Here is an 18,561-nt window from a genome sequence, read left to right as displayed (position 1 = left end):
GGTGATTAGGCGGTGACCGACGAGTTGGCGCTGGCCGAAAGGCGGGGATATTTTAGCAAACAAATACAAGGCGCGCGTCAAGTTCGCGCCGCCCCGTTTTTGCTAGACGATTTTGGCCTCGGTCGCGGCACGCAGTTCATCCTCAGAGACGCCCGTCGCACATTCCACGATCTTGAGACCGCCAGCAACGACATCAAGCACGCCAAGGTTGGTGATTATGCGGTCCACAACAGCCTTGCCAGTCAGCGGCAGAGTGCATTCGCGCAGGAGTTTGCTGTCGCCGTGTTTGTTGGTGTGGTCCATCACAACGATGACACGGCCAACGCCTGCAACGAGGTCCATCGCGCCGCCCATGCCCTTGACCAGCTTGCCGGGGATCATCCAGTTGGCCAGATCACCCTTTTCATCGACTTCCATTGCGCCAAGGATTGCGCAGGCGATTTTGCCACCACGGATCATGCCAAAGGAAGTCGCGCTGTCGAAATAGGCGGTACGTCTGAGTTCGGTAATGGTTTGTTTACCTGCGTTGATTAGATCAGGGTCTTCATCGCCCTCAATCGGGAAGGGACCCATGCCGAGCATGCCATTTTCAGATTGCAGCGTGATGTCTTTGTCGCCGACGTAGTTGGCCACCAGCGTCGGGATGCCGATGCCGAGGTTCACGTACCAGCCATCTTCGAGTTCGGCGGCAGCGCGCTGCGCCATTTGATTGCGGTCCCAAGGCATTATGATTTCTCCCTAACCGTGCGCTGTTCAATGCGCTTTTCGTGCGCGCCTGCGATGATCCGGTGCACGTAAATGCCCGGCAGGTGGATCGCGTCGGGGTCAAGGCTGCCCACGGGGACGATTTCTTCGACCTCAACAACGCATATCTTGCCACACATGGCGGCGGGTGGATTAAAGTTGCGCGCAGTTTTGCGGAACATCAGGTTGCCAGTTCCATCGGCTTTCCACGCCTTTACAATGGCGAGGTCGGCGACGATTCCGGTCTCCATGATGTAGGTTTGGGGCTGGCCTTGGGGACCAGTGGGAAAATCTTTGTGTTCTTTGCCATCCGCAATGACCGTCCCAACGCCGGTTTTTGTGTAGAAACCGGGGATGCCGCAGCCGCCTGCGCGCATACGCTCGGCCAGTGTGCCTTGCGGGTTGAATTCGAGTTCAAGTTCGCCGGAAAGATATTGGCGCATGAATTCGGCGTTTTCGCCAACGTAAGAGCTAATCATCTTTTTGACTTGGCGGGTTTGCAGCAAAATACCGATGCCGAAATCATCGACACCTGCGTTGTTGGACGCGAATGTCAGATCTTTGTTTCCCGCGTCTTTGATAGCATCCAGCAGCAGTTCCGGAATGCCGCAAAGGCCAAAGCCACCCGCCGCAATGAACATGCCGTCGTGCAGCAGCCCATCTAGGGCGGTGGCGGCGTTTGGATAGATTTTCTGCATGAATCCCCCGTTGAATTTAGCCCATTGATAAGCGGGCCACGGGGGGTGTCAATGGATATGCCGCGCTGCGGCGTAATTCGAGCCCGCTATTCCAGAACGTCACCAGCGGTATCGATCACGTTTGGAGTTGCCTTCTTTGCTGCGGGTCTCTTGGCAGTCGCCTTTTTCGCCGCAGGTTTCTTCGCTGCCGCCTTCTTTGGCGCTGCCTTTTTCTTGGCTGGGGCTTTGCGTTTGGTGCCCTTTTTCGCCTGCTTTTCGGTGATCAGATCAACCGCTTGTTGGATTGTCAGCGCCTCAGGGTCGCTGTCTTTGGGCAGGGTCGCGTTGACCTTTTCCCATTTCACATAAGGCCCGTATTTGCCTTCCATGATGTCAATTGGCCCACCTTCATCAGGATGATCACCAAGGGATTTCAAGGTTTTAGCTGCGCCACCGCGATTGCCACGGCTCGCGACTTTTTCGGCCAAAAGCTGCACTGCGTGGTTCATGCCAACGGTAAACACGTCATCAAGACCCTCAAGATTGGCGTTTGTGCCACCCCGATCGGACGTTGATTCTGCATGTTTGATATAGGGGCCGTAGCGCCCAATGTTGGCGAATACATTGACGCCGTCTTCGGGGTGGGTGCCAATCAGACGGGGCAGGGACAGCAACCTGACAGCCGTCTCAAGCGTGACGTCTTCTGGGGGCCATTCTTTCGGGACCGACTGGCGGTTCGGCTTTTTGTTGTCTTCCGTGACCTCACCGCGCTGGGCGTAGGGGCCAAAGCGCCCCTTGTGGATCCAGATCTTGTCACCGTCGTCCACGCCCAACTCTTTGCCTTCTGGCGGAATCCCGGATGCGTCGTCTTGACCTGGGGGGCCAAAGGCGCGGGTGTATTTGCACTCGGGGTAGTTGGAGCAACCGATGAATGCGCCACCCGAGCGCGCGGTGCGCATGGACAAGCGGCCCACATTACAGTTCGGGCACAGACGCGGATCGGTGCCTTCTTCGTTCGGGGGGAATATATGCGGCGCGAGGACTTCATTAATTTTATCAAGGACTTGCGTGATAGACATGTCCATTGCTTCGTCGATGGTGATCTTGAAATCACCCCAGAAATCGGACAGCACTTTCTTATAGTCGGCTTCACCTGCGGACACATGATCGAGTTCTTCTTCGAGTGATGCGGTGTAGTCATAGCCGACGTATTTGCGGAAAAAATTGGTCAGAAACGCCGTGACCAAACGCCCTTTGTCTTCGGGGATTAGGCGGTTCTTCTCTTTGCGGACATATTCGCGATCCTGAATCGTTGTGACGATGGACGCGTAGGTGGACGGGCGACCAATGCCAAGCTCTTCCATGCGTTTGACCAGTGTCGCCTCGGTGTAGCGGGGCGGCGGCTGAGTGAAATGCTGTTCGGCCGTGACCGAGGTTTTGGCCATCTTTTCGCCAGTCGCCATCTGTGGCAGGCGTTTGTCGTCGTCATCATCGCCAGCGTCGTCGTCGCGGCCTTCTTCGTAAATCGCGAGGAACCCATCAAACAGTACGACCTGACCTGTCGCGCGCAATTCAATCTGACCATCCGCACTGCCGATATCGACGGTTGTGCGTTCCATGCGCGCGGCTTCCATCTGGCTGGACACCGTGCGTTTATAGATCAGATCGTACAATTTTCGTTGGTCGGGGTCGGCAATTTTTGCAGACGTTGCATCAAGCATCAAATCCGTTGGGCGGATACATTCGTGCGCTTCTTGCGCGTTTTTCGCTTTGTTTTTATAGATGCGCGGCTTGTCGGGTATATAGTCTTTGCCGAACTTTTTGGCGATTGTTTCGCGCGCCTCAGTAATGGCTTCGGGGGCCATGTCGATTCCGTCGGTCCGCATGTAGGTGATCAAGCCGGCTTCGTACAAACGCTGGGCGGCGTTCATGGTCATGCGTGCGCCGAAACCAAACTTGCGGCTGGCTTCTTGTTGCAGGGTGGACGTCATGAACGGCGCGGATGGATTGCGGTTGGCGGGCTTTGCCTCGACGCGTTTGACGGTCAGATCGCGGGAATTAACGGCGGTTTCAGCCAGTTCCGCCTGTGTCGCGTTTACCAGATCGAATTTGTCGAGTTTTTTGCCTGCCAAAACGGTCAGACGGGTTTCGACCGCTTGGTTGCGCGGCGTTGATAGCTGCGCTTTGACGGACCAATATTCGCGGTTGTTGAACGCCTCGATCTCCATCTCACGTTCAACGATTATGCGCAGCGACACCGATTGTACGCGGCCGGCGGACTTCGCGCCGGGCAGGCGGCGCCACAAAACGGGGGACAGTTTGAAGCCGACAAGGTAGTCTAGGGCGCGGCGCGCGAGGTATGCCTCAACCAAAGGCACGTCGACTTGGCGCGGGTTTTTCATCGCTTCGGTGACGGCTGTTTTAGTGATCGCATTGAACACCACGCGTGACACTGGTGTGTCTCTCTTGATCGATTTGCGTTTGCGCAGCGTCTCTTCGAGGTGCCACGAAATCGCTTCGCCTTCGCGGTCAGGGTCGGTCGCGAGGATCAGTTCATTGTCGTTCGCAAGGGCGTCGGCGATGGCCTTAATGTGCTTTTTACTGTCGCTTGCGATCTCCCACAACATGTCGAAATCGTTGTCAGGGTCGACTGATCCGTCCTTTGGTGGCAGGTCGCGAACGTGGCCATAGGACGCCAAGACTGTGTAGCCTGGCCCTAAATACTTGTTGATTGTCTTGGCCTTAGCCGGAGACTCAACGACAACAACAGGCATGGGAATCCTTCCAAAAGACACGGGCGTCGTGGACGGGCAAAATGTGGGGGGACATGAGGGATTGTCAATGCAGCATCTGTGGCGTGTGACAAAAGAGTGTTCCGGTGCGAGCTACCTTCGCGTAGAACTGAGCGCAATTTTAATGAGCGCGGGCCAAGATTCCGCCAGCTTGACGGATGACTTTGCCGTCAAGTTCGAGGTCCATTAGCAGCGGTGCAATGGCTGTTGGCGCGCCACCAAGGCTGCGGATCAGTTGGTCTTCGGCCATGGGCGCGGGGCTAAGACGATCAAGAATATCGGCGTGCAGCAGCGCCGTTTCGCGCAAACCGCGCGGCTGCGGCACAGGTTCAAGTGGCAATTCGGGCGCAACGGTTGTCGGTTCGCCGAGTTGGTCAAGGACATCTTGCGCGCCGCGCACGAGCATCGCCCCGTCTCGGATCAGCATGTTGCAGCCCGACGCACGGGCATCAAACGGATGGCCAGGAACCGCAAAAACATCGCGTCCTTGATCCAGCGCAGTACGGGCCGTTATCAGGCTGCCAGATTTGGCGGCGGCTTCAACCACAATTGTAGCCTGTGCCATGCCGGATATGATCCGGTTGCGGGCGACAAAATGGCGAGCATGTGGATGCAATCCAATCGGCTGGTCTGACACACGAAGACCGTTCTCGGTAATTTTCTGCGCCAGGTTCGTGTTTTCTGCGGGGTAAATCACATCAACTCCACCCGCGACGACAGCAACCGTGCCTGTTGAGAGGGACCCGTCATGGGCGGCGGTATCAATGCCACGCGCAAGACCGGACACCACGGTAAACCCCGCTTCGCCAAATTCCTGCGCCAGTTTGCGTGCCATGCGCGTGCCCAAAGACGACGCGTTGCGCGCGCCGACCAACGCAACCATCGGGCGTTGCAAGACCGAAGCGGCACCGATCATCCAGAGCATCACAGGCGCATCTTCGATGTCGGCCAAGGCCGATGGGAAATCTGGTTCGCCCTTGAACACCAATTGCGCCTTAGCGCCACGGCCTGCTTTGAGTTCGCCATGCACGACCCCGATTGGACAAATCTGATAATCAGGGACGCCAGCATCGCGCGCAATATGGGGCAATGCGTCAAGTGCGGCGGCCGCGGACCCGTGTTCGGCCAGCAATCTGGCGTATGTCACCGGACCCACACGGCGTGAGCGCAGCAGACGGAGATGACTAATCCGATCATCTTCCGTGGTGGGTAGGAGTGGGGGGTGAGTGGAAGAACTGTCGTTCTTGGTCATCCTAGTCTCCGTCTGCTGCAGAATCAGGAATAAGGGATCGGGGTTAACGAGAGGTTATTTTTTAAACGGAAAATTCAGCGTTCTTTGTGCGCGATCAATCAAGGAACGCAAATGTATCCGCACCGTCAAAACGGCGGATACGCAGCAGGTCACCCATTTGGGTGAGGCGTGTTTTGAAGTTATCAAAGCTGCGCTGGGCGATCAGTGCTGCGGGCACGAACGGCGCTTGGGTTTCGTGCCATGCGGCGTGCCAGAGTTGTGCGGTGGGTGCGATGTCGGCGGGGAGGGCTGTGCGGGGGATAAGTCTCTGATAGTCATTTGGGCGGTTTCTGAAAGTCGATGCCTAATGCTGCCACTCCCCATCCGGCTAAACCTTCGCCGGCAGCCAGCCCGCTGATCGGGATAGCGACAATTAGTACCGCCCAAGACAACATCGGCGAAGCGATTAGCGCATTGTCTATTAAGTTACGCGAATTGGACTCAGGCGTTCTGGCTGCTGCGAAGGCCGATTCTGCAAAAGTGAGGCAAACCCCACGAGTGGCACGAAGACCAGCACGGCTAGCGACCCTGTTAAGGTCGGCCAATAGCCACTCACCGCAAACCCCGCTGGACGCGTCCGCCAGATCGGCCAGCGAGACTCCCGACCTATCACGCCGCTGCGCCACCTACCGTCAAACCACCAATCATTAGGCTTGGTTGGCCCACACCCACGGGCACCCATTGGCCCGCCTTGCCGCAATTGCCGATGCCCGGATCAAGCGCCATGTCGTTGCCGATGCCACGGATTTGTTTCAGCGCGGTTGCGCCGTCGCCAATGAGCGTCGCGCCTTTGACGGGGGCGCCGACCTTGCCGTTCTGGACGCGGTACGCCTCTGTACAGCTAAATACGAATTTTCCATTGGTGATATCAACCTGACCGCCGCCAAAGCCGACGGCGTAAATGCCGTCTTTCAGCCCTGCGAGCATGTCTTTCGGGTCATCAGTACCGTTCAACATATAGGTGTTGGTCATGCGCGGCATGGGAATGTGCGCATAGCTTTCGCGTCGCCCGTTGCCGGTGGGGGCGACTCCCATAAGGCGCGCGTTTTGGCGGTCTTGCATGAAACCGACAAGGACACCGTCGTCGATCAACACGTTCTTGGCCGACGGCGTGCCCTCGTCGTCAACGGTGATGGACCCGCGCCGATCGGGGATGGTGCCGTCGTCCAGCACGGTGACGCCTTTGGACGCGATTTGTTGGCCCATCAGACCTGCAAATGCAGACGTGCCTTTGCGGTTGAAATCACCCTCAAGCCCGTGGCCCACGGCCTCGTGCAACAGAATTCCAGGCCAACCGGGGCCGAGGAGGACGTCGAAAACGCCGGCTGGGGCGGCCTCTGCTTCCAGGTTCACCAATGCGATGCGCAAAGATTCGCGTGCGACAGGTTGCCAGCTGTCTGGCCCGATCAGGTTGATCAGACCCGCACGGCCACCACCGCCCATGCCGCCGGATTCGCGACGACCGTTTTGTTCAACGATCACTGAGATATTGAGGCGCGACATCGGGCGGGTGTCCGTGACCAGTGTGCCTTCGGGCCGCAGAATCACAACTTCTTGGTGAGACGCGGCGAGGGTCGCGGAGACTTGCACGACCCGCGGATCTAGATCGCGACAAAATGCATCGATTTCTTTTAACAGGTCAATTTTGGCGGCAAAAGCTGCGTCTGCCATCGGGTCGGCGTCGGTATATAAAACTGCATTGGTGCGGGCAGGGGCTTCAGCCATAGTACCGCCACCGTCCCCTACGGCCAAACGTGCTGTTGCCACCGCGCGGCGCAGAGCATGTTCATCTATGGTCGTGGAATGGGCATAGCCTGCGACCTCACCGCGCACGGCCCGCAGCCCGAACCCTTCGGAGGCGTCATAGCTGGCAGTGCGAATACGACCATCGTCAAACGACAAAACCTCGGATCGGCGACGTTCGAGGAACAATTCGCCATCATCGGCGCCAGCCGTCGCGTCACGGACCATTGCTAAAGCTGACTCCTGGTCTAAATTTGTCTCGAACGGGCGGAAAGGATCGTGCGCCATGTGGTGTTTCCTGACTGATTCTTTGATTTGGGACAAAAAGCGACCCTTTGACACGTCTGGATCGCTTGAGTTGGCCCACAGGATATGGGATGACCGCCCGTAAATACAACGAGATTCCGTTTGGAGTTTCGCAGGAACCAAGGCAGCGCGACGTTCGCGCTGACAGACTTAGGGATTGATACGCACATGATGACTGTTGCAAAACGTCTTGGCCTTGCCGCAATGACCACGCTGATGGCGGGGGCTGCACTGGCACAAACCGCCATTGAAGATCTTGAGATCGTCGGCGCACCAACGCTGGGCGCCACGGGTTTTCAGCCCGCTGTCACCGAACTGGCCCGCGATTTGCAGTGGCTGGATGGTTGGCTTCTGGTGATGTGTGCGGCGATTACGCTGTTCGTGGTTGGGCTGATCGGGTGGGTTTGCCTCCGCTACAATGCCAAATCGAACCCGATACCGGCGACCTTCACCCACAATTCTCCTCTAGAAGTTGCATGGACAATTGTGCCGATTGTAATTCTGGTCTTCATCGGTGCGTTTTCGTTGCCGGTTTTGTTCAAGCAGCAGGAAATTCCTGACGGCGACATCTACATCACGGCGACAGGCAACCAATGGTTCTGGACCTATGAATACACCGACGAAAACGTATTCTTTGAGAGCTATATGATCGGTTACAACGAAGGTAACTTAAACGCGGGCATCATCGAACAACTTGAAGAAGCCGGTTATTCCGCAAGTGAATTCCGCCTTGCGACCGACACCGCCGTTGTGGTGCCGATGGGTGCGACTGTCGTGATGACCATTACAGGCGCGGACGTGATCCATTCATGGACGATCCCTGCATTCGGAGTAAAGCAAGACGCAGTACCTGGCCGTTTTGCCCAGCTTTGGTTCAATGCCGAACGTGAAGGCATCTATTTTGGTCAGTGTTCTGAGCTGTGCGGCAAAGACCACGCCTTTATGCCGATCACCGTAAAAGTCGTGCATCCTGACGTGTACGATGAATGGCTGGCCGGAGCGAAAGTAGAATTTCCAACCTAGGGCCTGACCTAAGGGCTGGAGTTTCGTGTTCCTAACGTTCGTACCGAGGATAGAATGACTGACGCAACCAACCAAACGCAGATGCAAGAAGCGCAGATGGGCGATTATTTCGCTCTGATGAAACCGCGCGTCATGCAGCTGGTCGTTTTTACAGCGCTGGTGGGTTTAGTTGTCGCCCCCGTTGGCGTAAACCCGTTCATCGGATTTGTTGCAGTGTTGTGCATCGCGGTTGGTGCAGGCGCTTCGGGTGCACTGAACATGTGGTGGGACGCCGACATCGACGCGATCATGAAACGCACGGTGAACCGCCCCATCCCGTCCGGCGCTGTGCAGCCTGGTGAGGCGCTTGCAATTGGCTTGACCTTATCGGGTTTCGCAATTGTGCTGTTGTTCTTGGCAACGAACGCGCTGGCTGCGGGCTTGCTTGCGTTTACGATTTTCTTTTATGCGGTGGTCTATTCCATGTGGCTCAAACGCTCGACCCCGCAAAACATCGTGATTGGTGGTGCCGCAGGTGCGTTCCCGCCGATGATCGGTTGGGCCGTGGCGACAAGCGGCGTGTCGGTGGAATCAGTTTTGATGTTCGCGCTGATCTTCATGTGGACGCCGCCGCATTTCTGGGCGCTGGCGTTGTTTGTGAAATCTGACTACGGCGATGCGGGTGTGCCGATGTTGACGGAAACCCACGGTCGCACTGTCACACGTAAACACATACTCACCTATTGCGTGCCGCTGGTCGCTGTCGCGCTTTGGCTTGGGTTCACGTCGATAGGCGGACCGTTTTATTTGGTCGTGGCCGTCGTCCTGAATGTCTGGTTCCTGCGCGGCTGCTACGCGATCTGGCGCCGCACGGATGCAGATTCGGAGGCCGACAATCACGCTGTTGAACGCCGCACGTTTGTCGTGTCGATCTATTATCTGTTCGGCCACTTCGGGGCGCTGCTGGTTGAGGCATTGTTGCGCAATTATGGATTAACATCATGGGCGGGCTGGTAACATGACGATGAAAGTTGAACATGAGATTCATACGCGCCGCAAAGGTCGCAACATGGGCGTTGGCATTTTGTTGCTGGGGCTGATCGGCATTGTATTCGGCTTGACCGTCGTAAAAGTTCTTGGGCTGACGGATATTCGCCAGTTGGAAAGGTTTGACCACGTTGCGCGGCCTGCACTGGAACCCGGTGCGCTTGAAGCCGCAGAACGACGCGCCGCTGACGTCGCGGCAGAGAGGGCAGCCGCTGCTACACAAGAGGGAGCCACCGAATGAAGCTTAACCCATTTAATTATATCACCAGAGACGCGAACCGAACAGCTGCACAAGCCGTGAGCGTCGTCGTCTTTATGGGAGCCCTCGCGTGGGCGTCCGTGCCTTTTTATGACTGGTTCTGCCGCGTCACCGGATTTGGCGGCGTCACGAATATCGCAACAGCCGGCAGCGATACGATTCTGGATGAAACCATAACAGTGCGGTTTGACAGTTCTGTGGCGTCCGACATGCCGTGGACGTTCAAACCAGTGCAGCGCGAAATGGAAGTCCGTATCGGTGAAACTGTACTGGCCTTCTATGAAGCCACCAACCCGACCGACTACGCCATCGCAGGGTCCGCATCCTACAACGTCGCCCCCTATGAGGCTGGCGCGTTCTTCGACAAGATTGATTGTTTTTGCTTTGAAATGCAGATTTTGCAACCGGGTGAAACGATGAATATGCCTGTGCTGTTCTTTGTCGATCCGGCCATCGTGGATGACCGAGACGGACAGTATGTGCATACGATAACTTTGGGGTATACGTTTCACTTGAACGAATTGCCGCTAGAGTACGAACAGGCCACCCTACTTGTGGACGATCAGGCTGCGCTGGACACAGTGCAACCGACAGAATTGAATTAAGACCAACGCCGTAAGGGAACGAAACGCATGGCCCATGAGAAAAATCACGATTACCACATCCTGCCGCCTTCTGTTTGGCCGCTGCTGACAGCTGTTTCCGTCTTCTTCATGTTGTTTGGCGCGGTCGTCTGGATGGACTCCAATGACAGCCCCTACTTGTTCCTGATGGGCTTCGCGGGTGTGCTGTATTGCATGTACGCATGGTGGTCTGAGGTTGTCGTCGAATCCCACCAAGGCGATCATACGCCAGTTGTTAGCATTGGTCTGCGGTATGGTTTCATCATGTTTATCATGTCCGAAATTATGTTCTTTGCCGCATGGTTCTGGTCGTTCTTCAAGCACGCGATGTACCCGATGGGCCCACAATCGCCTGCCATTGACGGGCAATTCCCACCGGCTGGAATCGAAACGTTCAACCCTTGGCATTTACCGCTGATTAACACGTTGATCCTGCTGTGTTCTGGCGCTGCGGCAACTTGGGCACACCATGCTCTGGTCCACGAAGACAATCGCGAAGACGTCAAAAGCGGTCTGATCCTAGCGGTTGTGCTGGGTGTGGTGTTCACCGTGTTCCAAGCCTACGAATACAGCCACGCGGCCTTTGGTCTTGCAGGCAATATTTATGGTGCAAACTTCTTTATGGCGACGGGTTTTCATGGTTTCCACGTTGTGATCGGTACGATCTTCTTGTTCGTGTGCTACCTGCGCGTTCGCAAGGGTCACTTCACCGCAGAGCGCCATATCGGGTTCGAAACTGCGGCATGGTATTGGCACTTTGTGGATGTGGTTTGGCTGTTCTTGTTTGCAGCCGTCTACGTATGGGGCCAGTAAGCCGCCTTGACCTGACTGTTATGACACGGCAAGACGCGCAGGGATGAACACCCTGCGCGTCTTTATTGTTGAGGCACCCAACCTTTGAGGCACTCCATGCGGCAAATTCTATTCCCTCTCGTGATTGGTCTTGGTGGCATCATCGTGCTGTTGTGGCTTGGGTTCTGGCAGCTTGATCGGCTGGAATGGAAGCTTGACACCATTCGTGACATCGATGCGCGGGTCGGGGCTGATCCCGTGCCACTGCCCGCCGCCCCGACCCGTGACGTTGATAATTATCTGACCGTCATCATGCAAGGTGCCGCGACGGGCGAAGAAATACGGTTTCTTGACAGTGGCACGGCGGCAGGCACTGGCCACCGTATCATTTCAGCATTTGTGACGGCAGACGGGCGTCGGGTCATGCTGGATCAAGGCTTGCTGCCTTTGTATGAAGACGAAGGTGTTGTGCTGACTTCGGTAGTTACCGTGCAGGGCAATCTGATCTGGCCTGATGATATTTCGCGACAAGCGCCGGTCGGGGATGAATGGTATGCCCGCGATGTCCCGGCGATGGCGCAGGCGTTGGGGACGGAACCGTTGTTGGTGGTGCTGTATGCTGCGACGCAGTACGATGGCCGCCTGACGCCGCTGGCTGTGGACACGCGAAACATCAAGAACGACCATCTAGAATATGCGATTACGTGGTTCTTGCTGGCCGCGGTCTGGTTCAGCATGACTGGGTTTTACGTGATGCGTTCCATGCGCCCAAAGGGAAACTGATATGAAGTACATCTCGACCCGTAGCGCGGCCCCCGCACTGAATTTTGAGCAGGCGATGATGACAGGACTTGCGCGCGATGGCGGGCTTTATGTGCCCGACGTCATTCCAACACTGTCCAAGACCCAAATCGCGACAATGGCGGGGCAGTCCTACGAACAGATTGCCTACACCGTGATGCGCCCGTTTATTGGTGATACGTTTACGGATGACGAATTTCGCGGCCTGATCGATGCGGCCTACGCGGGCTTCAGGCACGCCGCGCGTGCGCCAATCAAGCAGCTTGATAGCAATCATTTCCTGCTGGAACTGTTTCACGGCCCGACGCTGGCGTTCAAAGATTTCGCCATGCAGCTGATCGGCCAGATGTTTCAGGCGTCGTTGGCCCGTTCCGGCAAGCGGATCACGATTGTTGGCGCGACGTCAGGTGACACTGGATCCGCCGCGATTGAAGCGTTCCGTGGCCTGAAAAACGTCGATGTCTTCATTCTGTTTCCACATGGCCGCGTGTCTGAGGTCCAGCGCCGCCAGATGACGACGCCTGTGGAACCCAACGTGCATGCACTGGCAATGGACGGTGATTTTGATGACTGCCAAGCGGCGCTTAAGGATATGTTCAACGATTTCGATTTTCGTGACGGCGTGAATCTTGCGGGGGTCAACTCGATCAATTGGGGCCGCGTTTTGGCGCAGGTGGTGTATTTTTTCAGCAGCGCCGTATCGCTTGGCGCGCCGCACCGCCCCGTCAGCTTTACCGTCCCGACTGGCAATTTTGGTGACATTTTCGCAGGCTACATTGCCAAGCGCATGGGCCTGCCGATTGATCAACTTGTAATAGCCACGAACCAGAACGACATTTTGCACCGCACATTGCAAACCGGCGCGCAAATCAAAGAAGGCGTGACGCCGACCATTAGCCCGTCGATGGACATTCAGGTGTCATCCAATTTTGAACGTGCGCTGTTTGAAGCCTACGGGCGCGACGGCGCTGTGGTGGCGGCACAAATGGCCGACTTAAAGGCCAAAGGCGCGTTTACGATTTCCCAAGGGGCGATTGAGATGCTGCGCGACACGTTCGCATCCGGCAGCGCGTCCGAGGTGGAAACCTACGCCACGATCACCGATGAATTGACGCGGTCTGGTGAATTGCTCTGTCCGCACAGCGCTGTTGGCGTCAGGGTTGGAAGCCGTTTCCAAAGCGCTACACCGATGATCACACTTGCCACCGCGCACCCCGCCAAATTTCCAGCAGCGGTCGAAAAAGCCACAGGCTTGCATCCGCCATTGCCGCCCCACATGGCAGACCTGTATGAGCGATCCGAACGGGTCACGCGGGTGCCAAATGACCTTACTGCCCTGCAAACCCTCATTAAGGAGCGGATCGCCAAGTGACCGTCCAACAGCACACGCTTTCCAACGGCTTTCGCATCGTCACCGAACAGATGCCGGGCCTGAAATCAGCCTCAATCGGGATTTGGGTTATGGCGGGGGGACGCCATGAAACGCCTGCGCAAAATGGCATCGCGCATTTCTTGGAACACATGGCGTTCAAGGGGACGCAGCGGCGCAGCGCATTGCAGATTGCCGAAGCAATTGAAGACGTTGGTGGCTATATCAACGCCTATACATCACGCGAAATGACCGCCTATTACGCACGGGTTCTGGAAAATGACGTGCCGCTGGCGCTGGACGTGATTGCGGATATTCTGCTCAATCCGGTGTTTGATCCGTCCGAGATCGAGGTTGAGCGCGGCGTGATTTTGCAGGAAATTGGTCAGGCACTGGACACACCGGACGACATTATTTTCGACTGGCTCCAAGAAGAAGCCTATCCAGATCAGGCTATCGGACGCACAATTTTAGGCCCAAGCGAGCGGGTAAGTTCGTTTACCAAAGCCGACCTGTCAGACTTTATCGGCGAACGTTACGGGCCCGACCAGATGATTCTGTCCGCGGCTGGTGCTGTGAACCCCGACGAATTGTTGGCATTGGCCGAAAAGTTGTTTGGTCACTTGCCACGGCGATCAGAACCACGTGCGGCTGAAGTTGCGGCGTTTGTGGGCGGTGAGCGGCGGGTTAAAAAAGATCTGGAACAAGCGCATTTTACACTGGCGTTTGAAGGGCCGAACTACCGCGATCCCGGCATTTACGCGGCCCAAATCCATGCGATTACCATGGGTGGCGGCATGTCGTCGCGATTGTTCCAAGAACTGCGTGAGAACCGTGGGCTGTGTTACACAATTTTTGCCCAAGCGGGTGCATATGCCGACACCGGCATGATGACAGTCTATGCGGGCACATCGGCTGAACAATTGGGTGAACTGGCAACGCTGACGATTGATGAGTTGAAACGCGCAGCTGACGACATGAGCGCCGAGGAGGTCGCGCGGGCACGCGCGCAGATGAAAGCAGGCATGTTGATGGGGCTTGAGAGTCCTTCCAGTCGCGCGGAACGTTTGGCCCGCATGGTCGCGATCTGGGACACTGTCCCGACAATAGAAGACACGATTGAACGGATTGATTCTGTGACCACAGGTGATGTGCGTGCTTTCGGTGGGAGCTTGATCACCGATGCGGGGTCGGTCATGGCGCTTTATGGACCGATTGATGACGCGCCTGCGCTGGAGGCTTTGAGACAACGGTTGGTCGCGTAATGCTGCGGACGCGTAAGAAAATTCGTCTAGACACCGAGCGGCTGTTGCTGCGTCCGCCGATCCATTCCGATTTTCGCGCATGGTCTGCGTTGCGACAGGAATCGGCGGCGTTTTTAAAGCCGTGGGAGCCGATCTGGGCATCTGATCATCTGACGCGCCGAAGTTTCACCAATCGGGTGTATTGGGCGCAACGTGCGATTTCTAACGACACTGCGCTGCCGCTTTTCATCATCCGGCGCAGTGACGAGACGGTTTTGGGGGCAATAACGCTTGATCATATTCGGCGTGGGCCAGCGCAGGCTGGCACGACAGGATATTGGATCGGAGAGGCGTTCGCGCGGCAGGGATATATGCGCGAGGCAATCGCAGCGGTGGTGCATTATGCGTTCACAACGCTGGATTTGAGCCGGATTGAGGCGGGCTGTTTACCGGAAAATACCCCATCACGCGGGCTGCTGGAAAGCTGTGGATACAAGTACGAAGGCGTGGCGCAATCTTATTTGCAGATCAATGGGCGTTGGCGCAATCACGTGCTTTACGCCAATCTGCGCCATGATCGGCGTGGCAAGACAGATGTGGGATGATCCGGTGATCAACGTTTGCAGCAGGCTGGGTTTGGATTTTCTGGCAAATCCGTTGGGAGCCTGCCTCCAAATCCATGAGGTATTTCAGAACCAAAGACAAACGGGGAGGCTGACATGGCGTTGAATTCCGTGGATGATGTATTCGTAGGAAAGTTGCGGGATGTGCTGCCTGCGGTGGCGTTTTTGGCTGACCCCACGGGATTTTTGGTTGAACCGCGCGGACGCTGGTCTGGACAAGGCGTAGTGGTGTCACCTGCGTCTGTTGACGAGGTCGCGACGTTGATGGCTGCCTGTTTTGAGCACCACATAGCTGTCGTGCCCTATTCCGGTGGCACGGGATTGGTGGGTGGGCAAACCGTAGCGGACGGGCCCGTCCCTGTGATTTTGTCGTTGGCGCGCATGAACAAGGTTCGGGCAGTTTACCCGGATGAAAATGTGATTGAAGTTGATGCTGGTATAATCTTGGCAGATGTTCAAACAGCGGCTGCGAATGTGGGGCGGTTGTTTCCCCTTTCGCTGGCGTCTGAAGGGTCGGCGCGGATCGGTGGGCTGTTGGCGACCAACGCGGGGGGCCTAAATGTAATTCGCTACGGCAATGCACGTGCGCAGTGTTTGGGCCTTGAGGTCGTGATGGCGGATGGGACGATCTGGAACGGAATGAGTCGTTTGCGCAAAGACAACACAGGCTATGATCTGCGCGATCTGATGATCGGATCTGAGGGGACTTTGGGCGTGATGACTGGGGCATCGTTGCGAATGATGCCACGTCCGGCGAACGAAGCAACGGCGATGTTTGTGGTGCAATCCCCCGCTGCCGCCGTGTCGTTGTTGTCTTTGGCAGGTGAGCGGTTAGGTGAGACCGTCACGGCGTTCGAATTGATCCACCGCCAAGGGTTCGATTTCCTTAATGAGACGGGGTTGGAGTATAAAGCGCCTTTCAAAGAGGCACCTGAATGGTCGGTCCTGATGAAGATTGGCTTGCCGACTGGCCAGTCGGCGCAGGGTGCGTTGGAGGATCTGTTTGAGGGCGCTGCGGGTCTGATTTTGGACGGGGTCATTGCGCAGTCGGGCAGCCAAGCGCGGGACCTTTGGAATATTCGGGAGATGATCCCCGAGGGCAACAGGCGCATCGGGTCGGTTTCGTCGCATGATATTTCGGTACCGATCTCCTGTGTTCCCGAATTCATCGCGAAGGCCCCTGCGATCCTTGCTGAAATTGGTGATTTCCGGATCAATTGTTTTGGCCATTTGGGGGACGGAAACTTGCATTACAATGTCTTTCCAACGCAGGGGCGCAACCGTGCGGACCACCAAGACCAGCGTGATGCGATCAAGACAGCCGTGCATGATCTGGCACATTCATTCGACGGATCGGTGAGCGCGGAACATGGCATCGGGCGGCTAAAGGTCAGTGATCTTGAGACCTACGCTGACCCTGCGAAACTGGCGATGATGCGCGCAATCAAAGACGCGCTGGACCCGCGCGGCATCATGAACCCTGGGGCCGTGTTGCGCGCCTGACCTTGCGTCGCGCAGCCGCGCGTCCTATGACAACGCGGACTTAATTTATGCACGACCTTGGGGACAGAATATGCCAGTTCTGGTGATGAAATTCGGCGGCACGAGCGTTGCCACGATCGACCGTATCAAACGCGCGGCTAAGCGCGTGGGCGTGGAAGTCGCCAAAGGCTACGACGTGATCGTGATCGTGTCGGCGATGTCGGGTGAGACCAATAAGCTGGTTGGTTATGTGAACGAAACGTCGCCTTTGCATGATGCGCGGGAATACGATGCGATTGTTAGTTCCGGCGAAAATGTGACGGCGGGTTTGATGGCGCTGAGGTTGCAGGAAATGGACGTGCCCGCGCGCAGTTGGCAGGGCTGGCAAGTGCCAGTAATGACGACATCGGCACATAGTTCTGCCCGCATCGAAGAAATCCCGACCGACAATATTATGGCAAAGTTCGGTGAAGGTATGAAAGTCGCGATTGTCGCGGGGTTCCAAGGCGTGAGCCCCGAGGGCCGCATCACCACGCTGGGGCGCGGCGGGTCGGATACGACTGCGGTGGCGTTTGCGGCGGCGTTCGAGGCTGTGCGTTGCGACATCTATACCGACGTCGATGGCGTCTACACGACGGACCCAAGGGTGACGTCCAAGGCGCGAAAGCTCGACAAAATCGCCTATGAAGAAATGCTTGAACTGGCGTCGCTCGGTGCCAAGGTTTTGCAGACGCGATCTGTGGAATTGGCAATGCGATATAAAGTGCGCCTGCGTGTGCTATCATCATTTGAAGAACAATCTGACGATGCAGGAACGCTCGTCTGTGCGGAGGAAGAAATTATGGAATCCAATGTGGTAGCCGGTGTTGCGTTCAGCCGTGACGAGGCAAAAATGACGCTGATTTCGGTGGCTGACCGCCCTGGAATTGCCGCCGCGATCTTTGTGCCACTGTCTGAGGCGGGCGTGAACGTTGATATGATCGTGCAGAACATATCCGAAGAAGGCCGCACAGATATGACGTTTTCGTGCCCGACCGATCAGGTGAAACGCGCACAAATAGCGATGGAAGATGCCAAGGCATCCGGTGAGATTAATTTCCATGATCTGGTGGCTGACACCGACGTTGCCAAAGTGTCCATTGTGGGCATCGGGATGCGGAGCCACGCGGGTGTGGCGGCAAAAATGTTTTCTGTTTTGCGCGACGAAGGTGTGAACATCAAGGTCATCACCACGTCCGAGATCAAAGTGTCTGTACTCATTGATCGCAAGTACATGGAACTGGCGGTGCAAGCGCTGCACGATGCGTTCGAGCTGGATAAAGTGGCGTGATTATTCGCGCGCTAGAACCGGATGATCGTTCCGCATGGGACGCGTTGTATGACGCGTATGCACAGTTTTACAAGGTTCAGCAGACGTCCGAAATGCGGGCGACGGTTTGGGGTTGGTTGACTGATCCCTCCCACGAAGTGAACGGATTAGTCGTCGAAAACAACAGTTCTCTGATCGGTTTTGCACATTACCGACCGTTTGCGCGACCCTTGGCGGCTGCGTCGGGGTTGTTTCTGGATGATCTGTTTGTTGCGCGAGCGGCCCGCGGATCGGGTGCCGCTGATGCCTTGATTGATGCAATAAAAGTCCGCGCGGCAGAGCAGGGTCATAGCGTCGTACGATGGATCACGGCGGCGGACAATGCACGGGCGCGTGGACTTTATGACAAAGTTGCGCAGGCGACTCAGTGGGTGACATACGACCTTAAGGTGTGAGC

The 18,561-nt window shown here is 56.5% G+C and carries 18 protein-coding genes; 12 read left to right on the top strand and 6 right to left on the bottom strand.

Features of this window, described 5'->3' with window-relative positions; translation table 11 throughout:
- Window positions 1-102: 102 nt before the first annotated feature.
- From OAN307_RS19385 to tldD, 6 genes are all read right to left on the bottom strand, one after another.
- Entirely contained in the window at window positions 103-726 is a 624-nt protein-coding gene (locus tag OAN307_RS19385; protein WP_015501248.1) for a 3-oxoacid CoA-transferase subunit B, read from the bottom strand.
- Entirely contained in the window at window positions 726-1,442 is a 717-nt protein-coding gene (locus OAN307_RS19380) for a CoA transferase subunit A (RefSeq protein ID WP_015501247.1), read from the bottom strand. The genes OAN307_RS19385 and OAN307_RS19380 overlap by 1 nt, the downstream gene beginning before the upstream one ends.
- Window positions 1,443-1,528: 86 nt before the next feature.
- Window positions 1,529-4,195 (bottom strand): type I DNA topoisomerase, encoded by a 2,667-nt coding sequence (gene topA, locus OAN307_RS19375; protein WP_015501246.1) that lies wholly within the window; start codon window positions 4,193-4,195, stop codon window positions 1,529-1,531.
- Window positions 4,196-4,334: 139 nt separating this feature from the next.
- A complete protein-coding gene (gene dprA, locus OAN307_RS19370; protein WP_015501245.1) occupies window positions 4,335-5,465 on the bottom strand; it encodes a DNA-processing protein DprA in 1,131 nt (376 codons plus the stop codon).
- Window positions 5,466-5,559: 94 nt separating this feature from the next.
- Window positions 5,560-5,682 (bottom strand): hypothetical protein, encoded by a 123-nt coding sequence (locus tag OAN307_RS30810; protein ID WP_275450621.1) that lies wholly within the window; start codon window positions 5,680-5,682, stop codon window positions 5,560-5,562.
- 431 nt (window positions 5,683-6,113) lie between these two features.
- Complete coding sequence (gene tldD, locus OAN307_RS19360; RefSeq protein WP_015501244.1) at window positions 6,114-7,535, bottom strand: metalloprotease TldD; 1,422 nt, start codon at window positions 7,533-7,535, stop codon at window positions 6,114-6,116.
- Window positions 7,536-7,721: 186 nt separating this feature from the next.
- Here tldD and coxB point away from each other — a divergent pair, with 186 nt between their 5' ends.
- The 12 genes from coxB (at window position 7,722) to OAN307_RS19300 (ending at window position 18,559) form a co-directional block, all read left to right on the top strand.
- On the top strand, window positions 7,722-8,576 hold the full coding sequence (coxB, locus tag OAN307_RS19355) for a cytochrome c oxidase subunit II (RefSeq protein WP_044044998.1): 855 nt from the start codon (window positions 7,722-7,724) through the stop codon (window positions 8,574-8,576).
- 54 nt (window positions 8,577-8,630) lie between these two features.
- A complete protein-coding gene (gene cyoE, locus OAN307_RS19350; protein WP_015501242.1) occupies window positions 8,631-9,572 on the top strand; it encodes a heme o synthase in 942 nt (313 codons plus the stop codon).
- Window position 9,573: 1 nt separating this feature from the next.
- Window positions 9,574-9,843: a hypothetical protein gene (locus tag OAN307_RS19345; RefSeq protein ID WP_015501241.1), complete on the top strand. Its 270-nt coding sequence runs from the start codon at window positions 9,574-9,576 to the stop codon at window positions 9,841-9,843.
- The gene (locus tag OAN307_RS19340; RefSeq protein ID WP_015501240.1) at window positions 9,840-10,466 is read left to right on the top strand and encodes a cytochrome c oxidase assembly protein; all 627 of its coding nucleotides are present in this window, start codon (window positions 9,840-9,842) and stop codon (window positions 10,464-10,466) included. The genes OAN307_RS19345 and OAN307_RS19340 overlap by 4 nt, the downstream gene beginning before the upstream one ends.
- Window positions 10,467-10,493: 27 nt before the next feature.
- Window positions 10,494-11,297, top strand: coding sequence for a cytochrome c oxidase subunit 3 (locus tag OAN307_RS19335; RefSeq protein WP_015501239.1), 804 nt, complete (start codon window positions 10,494-10,496; stop codon window positions 11,295-11,297).
- Between the two features lie 96 nt (window positions 11,298-11,393).
- Window positions 11,394-12,059 carry an SURF1 family protein gene (locus tag OAN307_RS19330; protein WP_015501238.1) on the top strand — a complete coding sequence of 222 codons (666 nt, stop codon included), beginning with the start codon at window positions 11,394-11,396 and terminating at the stop codon, window positions 12,057-12,059.
- Between the two features lies 1 nt (window position 12,060).
- Window positions 12,061-13,449: a threonine synthase gene (gene thrC / locus OAN307_RS19325; RefSeq protein ID WP_015501237.1), complete on the top strand. Its 1,389-nt coding sequence runs from the start codon at window positions 12,061-12,063 to the stop codon at window positions 13,447-13,449.
- The gene (locus tag OAN307_RS19320; protein WP_015501236.1) at window positions 13,446-14,711 is read left to right on the top strand and encodes a M16 family metallopeptidase; all 1,266 of its coding nucleotides are present in this window, start codon (window positions 13,446-13,448) and stop codon (window positions 14,709-14,711) included. The genes thrC and OAN307_RS19320 overlap by 4 nt, the downstream gene beginning before the upstream one ends.
- Window positions 14,711-15,295: a GNAT family N-acetyltransferase gene (locus tag OAN307_RS19315; RefSeq protein WP_015501235.1), complete on the top strand. Its 585-nt coding sequence runs from the start codon at window positions 14,711-14,713 to the stop codon at window positions 15,293-15,295. The genes OAN307_RS19320 and OAN307_RS19315 overlap by 1 nt, the downstream gene beginning before the upstream one ends.
- A 114-nt stretch (window positions 15,296-15,409) precedes the next feature.
- Window positions 15,410-16,816, top strand: a complete 1,407-nt coding sequence (locus tag OAN307_RS19310; RefSeq protein WP_015501234.1) for an FAD-binding oxidoreductase — start codon at window positions 15,410-15,412, stop codon at window positions 16,814-16,816.
- A gap of 70 nt (window positions 16,817-16,886) precedes the next feature.
- Entirely contained in the window at window positions 16,887-18,125 is a 1,239-nt protein-coding gene (locus tag OAN307_RS19305) for an aspartate kinase (RefSeq protein WP_015501233.1), read from the top strand.
- Window positions 18,122-18,559 carry a GNAT family N-acetyltransferase gene (locus OAN307_RS19300; RefSeq protein ID WP_015501232.1) on the top strand — a complete coding sequence of 146 codons (438 nt, stop codon included), beginning with the start codon at window positions 18,122-18,124 and terminating at the stop codon, window positions 18,557-18,559. The genes OAN307_RS19305 and OAN307_RS19300 overlap by 4 nt, the downstream gene beginning before the upstream one ends.
- Window positions 18,560-18,561 lie beyond the last annotated feature (2 nt).

This window comes from Octadecabacter antarcticus 307 (assembly GCF_000155675.2).
Lineage (GTDB): Bacteria > Pseudomonadota > Alphaproteobacteria > Rhodobacterales > Rhodobacteraceae > Octadecabacter > Octadecabacter antarcticus.
Note: the sequence above shows the minus strand (reverse complement) of the source record. Positions and strands in the feature narration are given on the sequence as shown.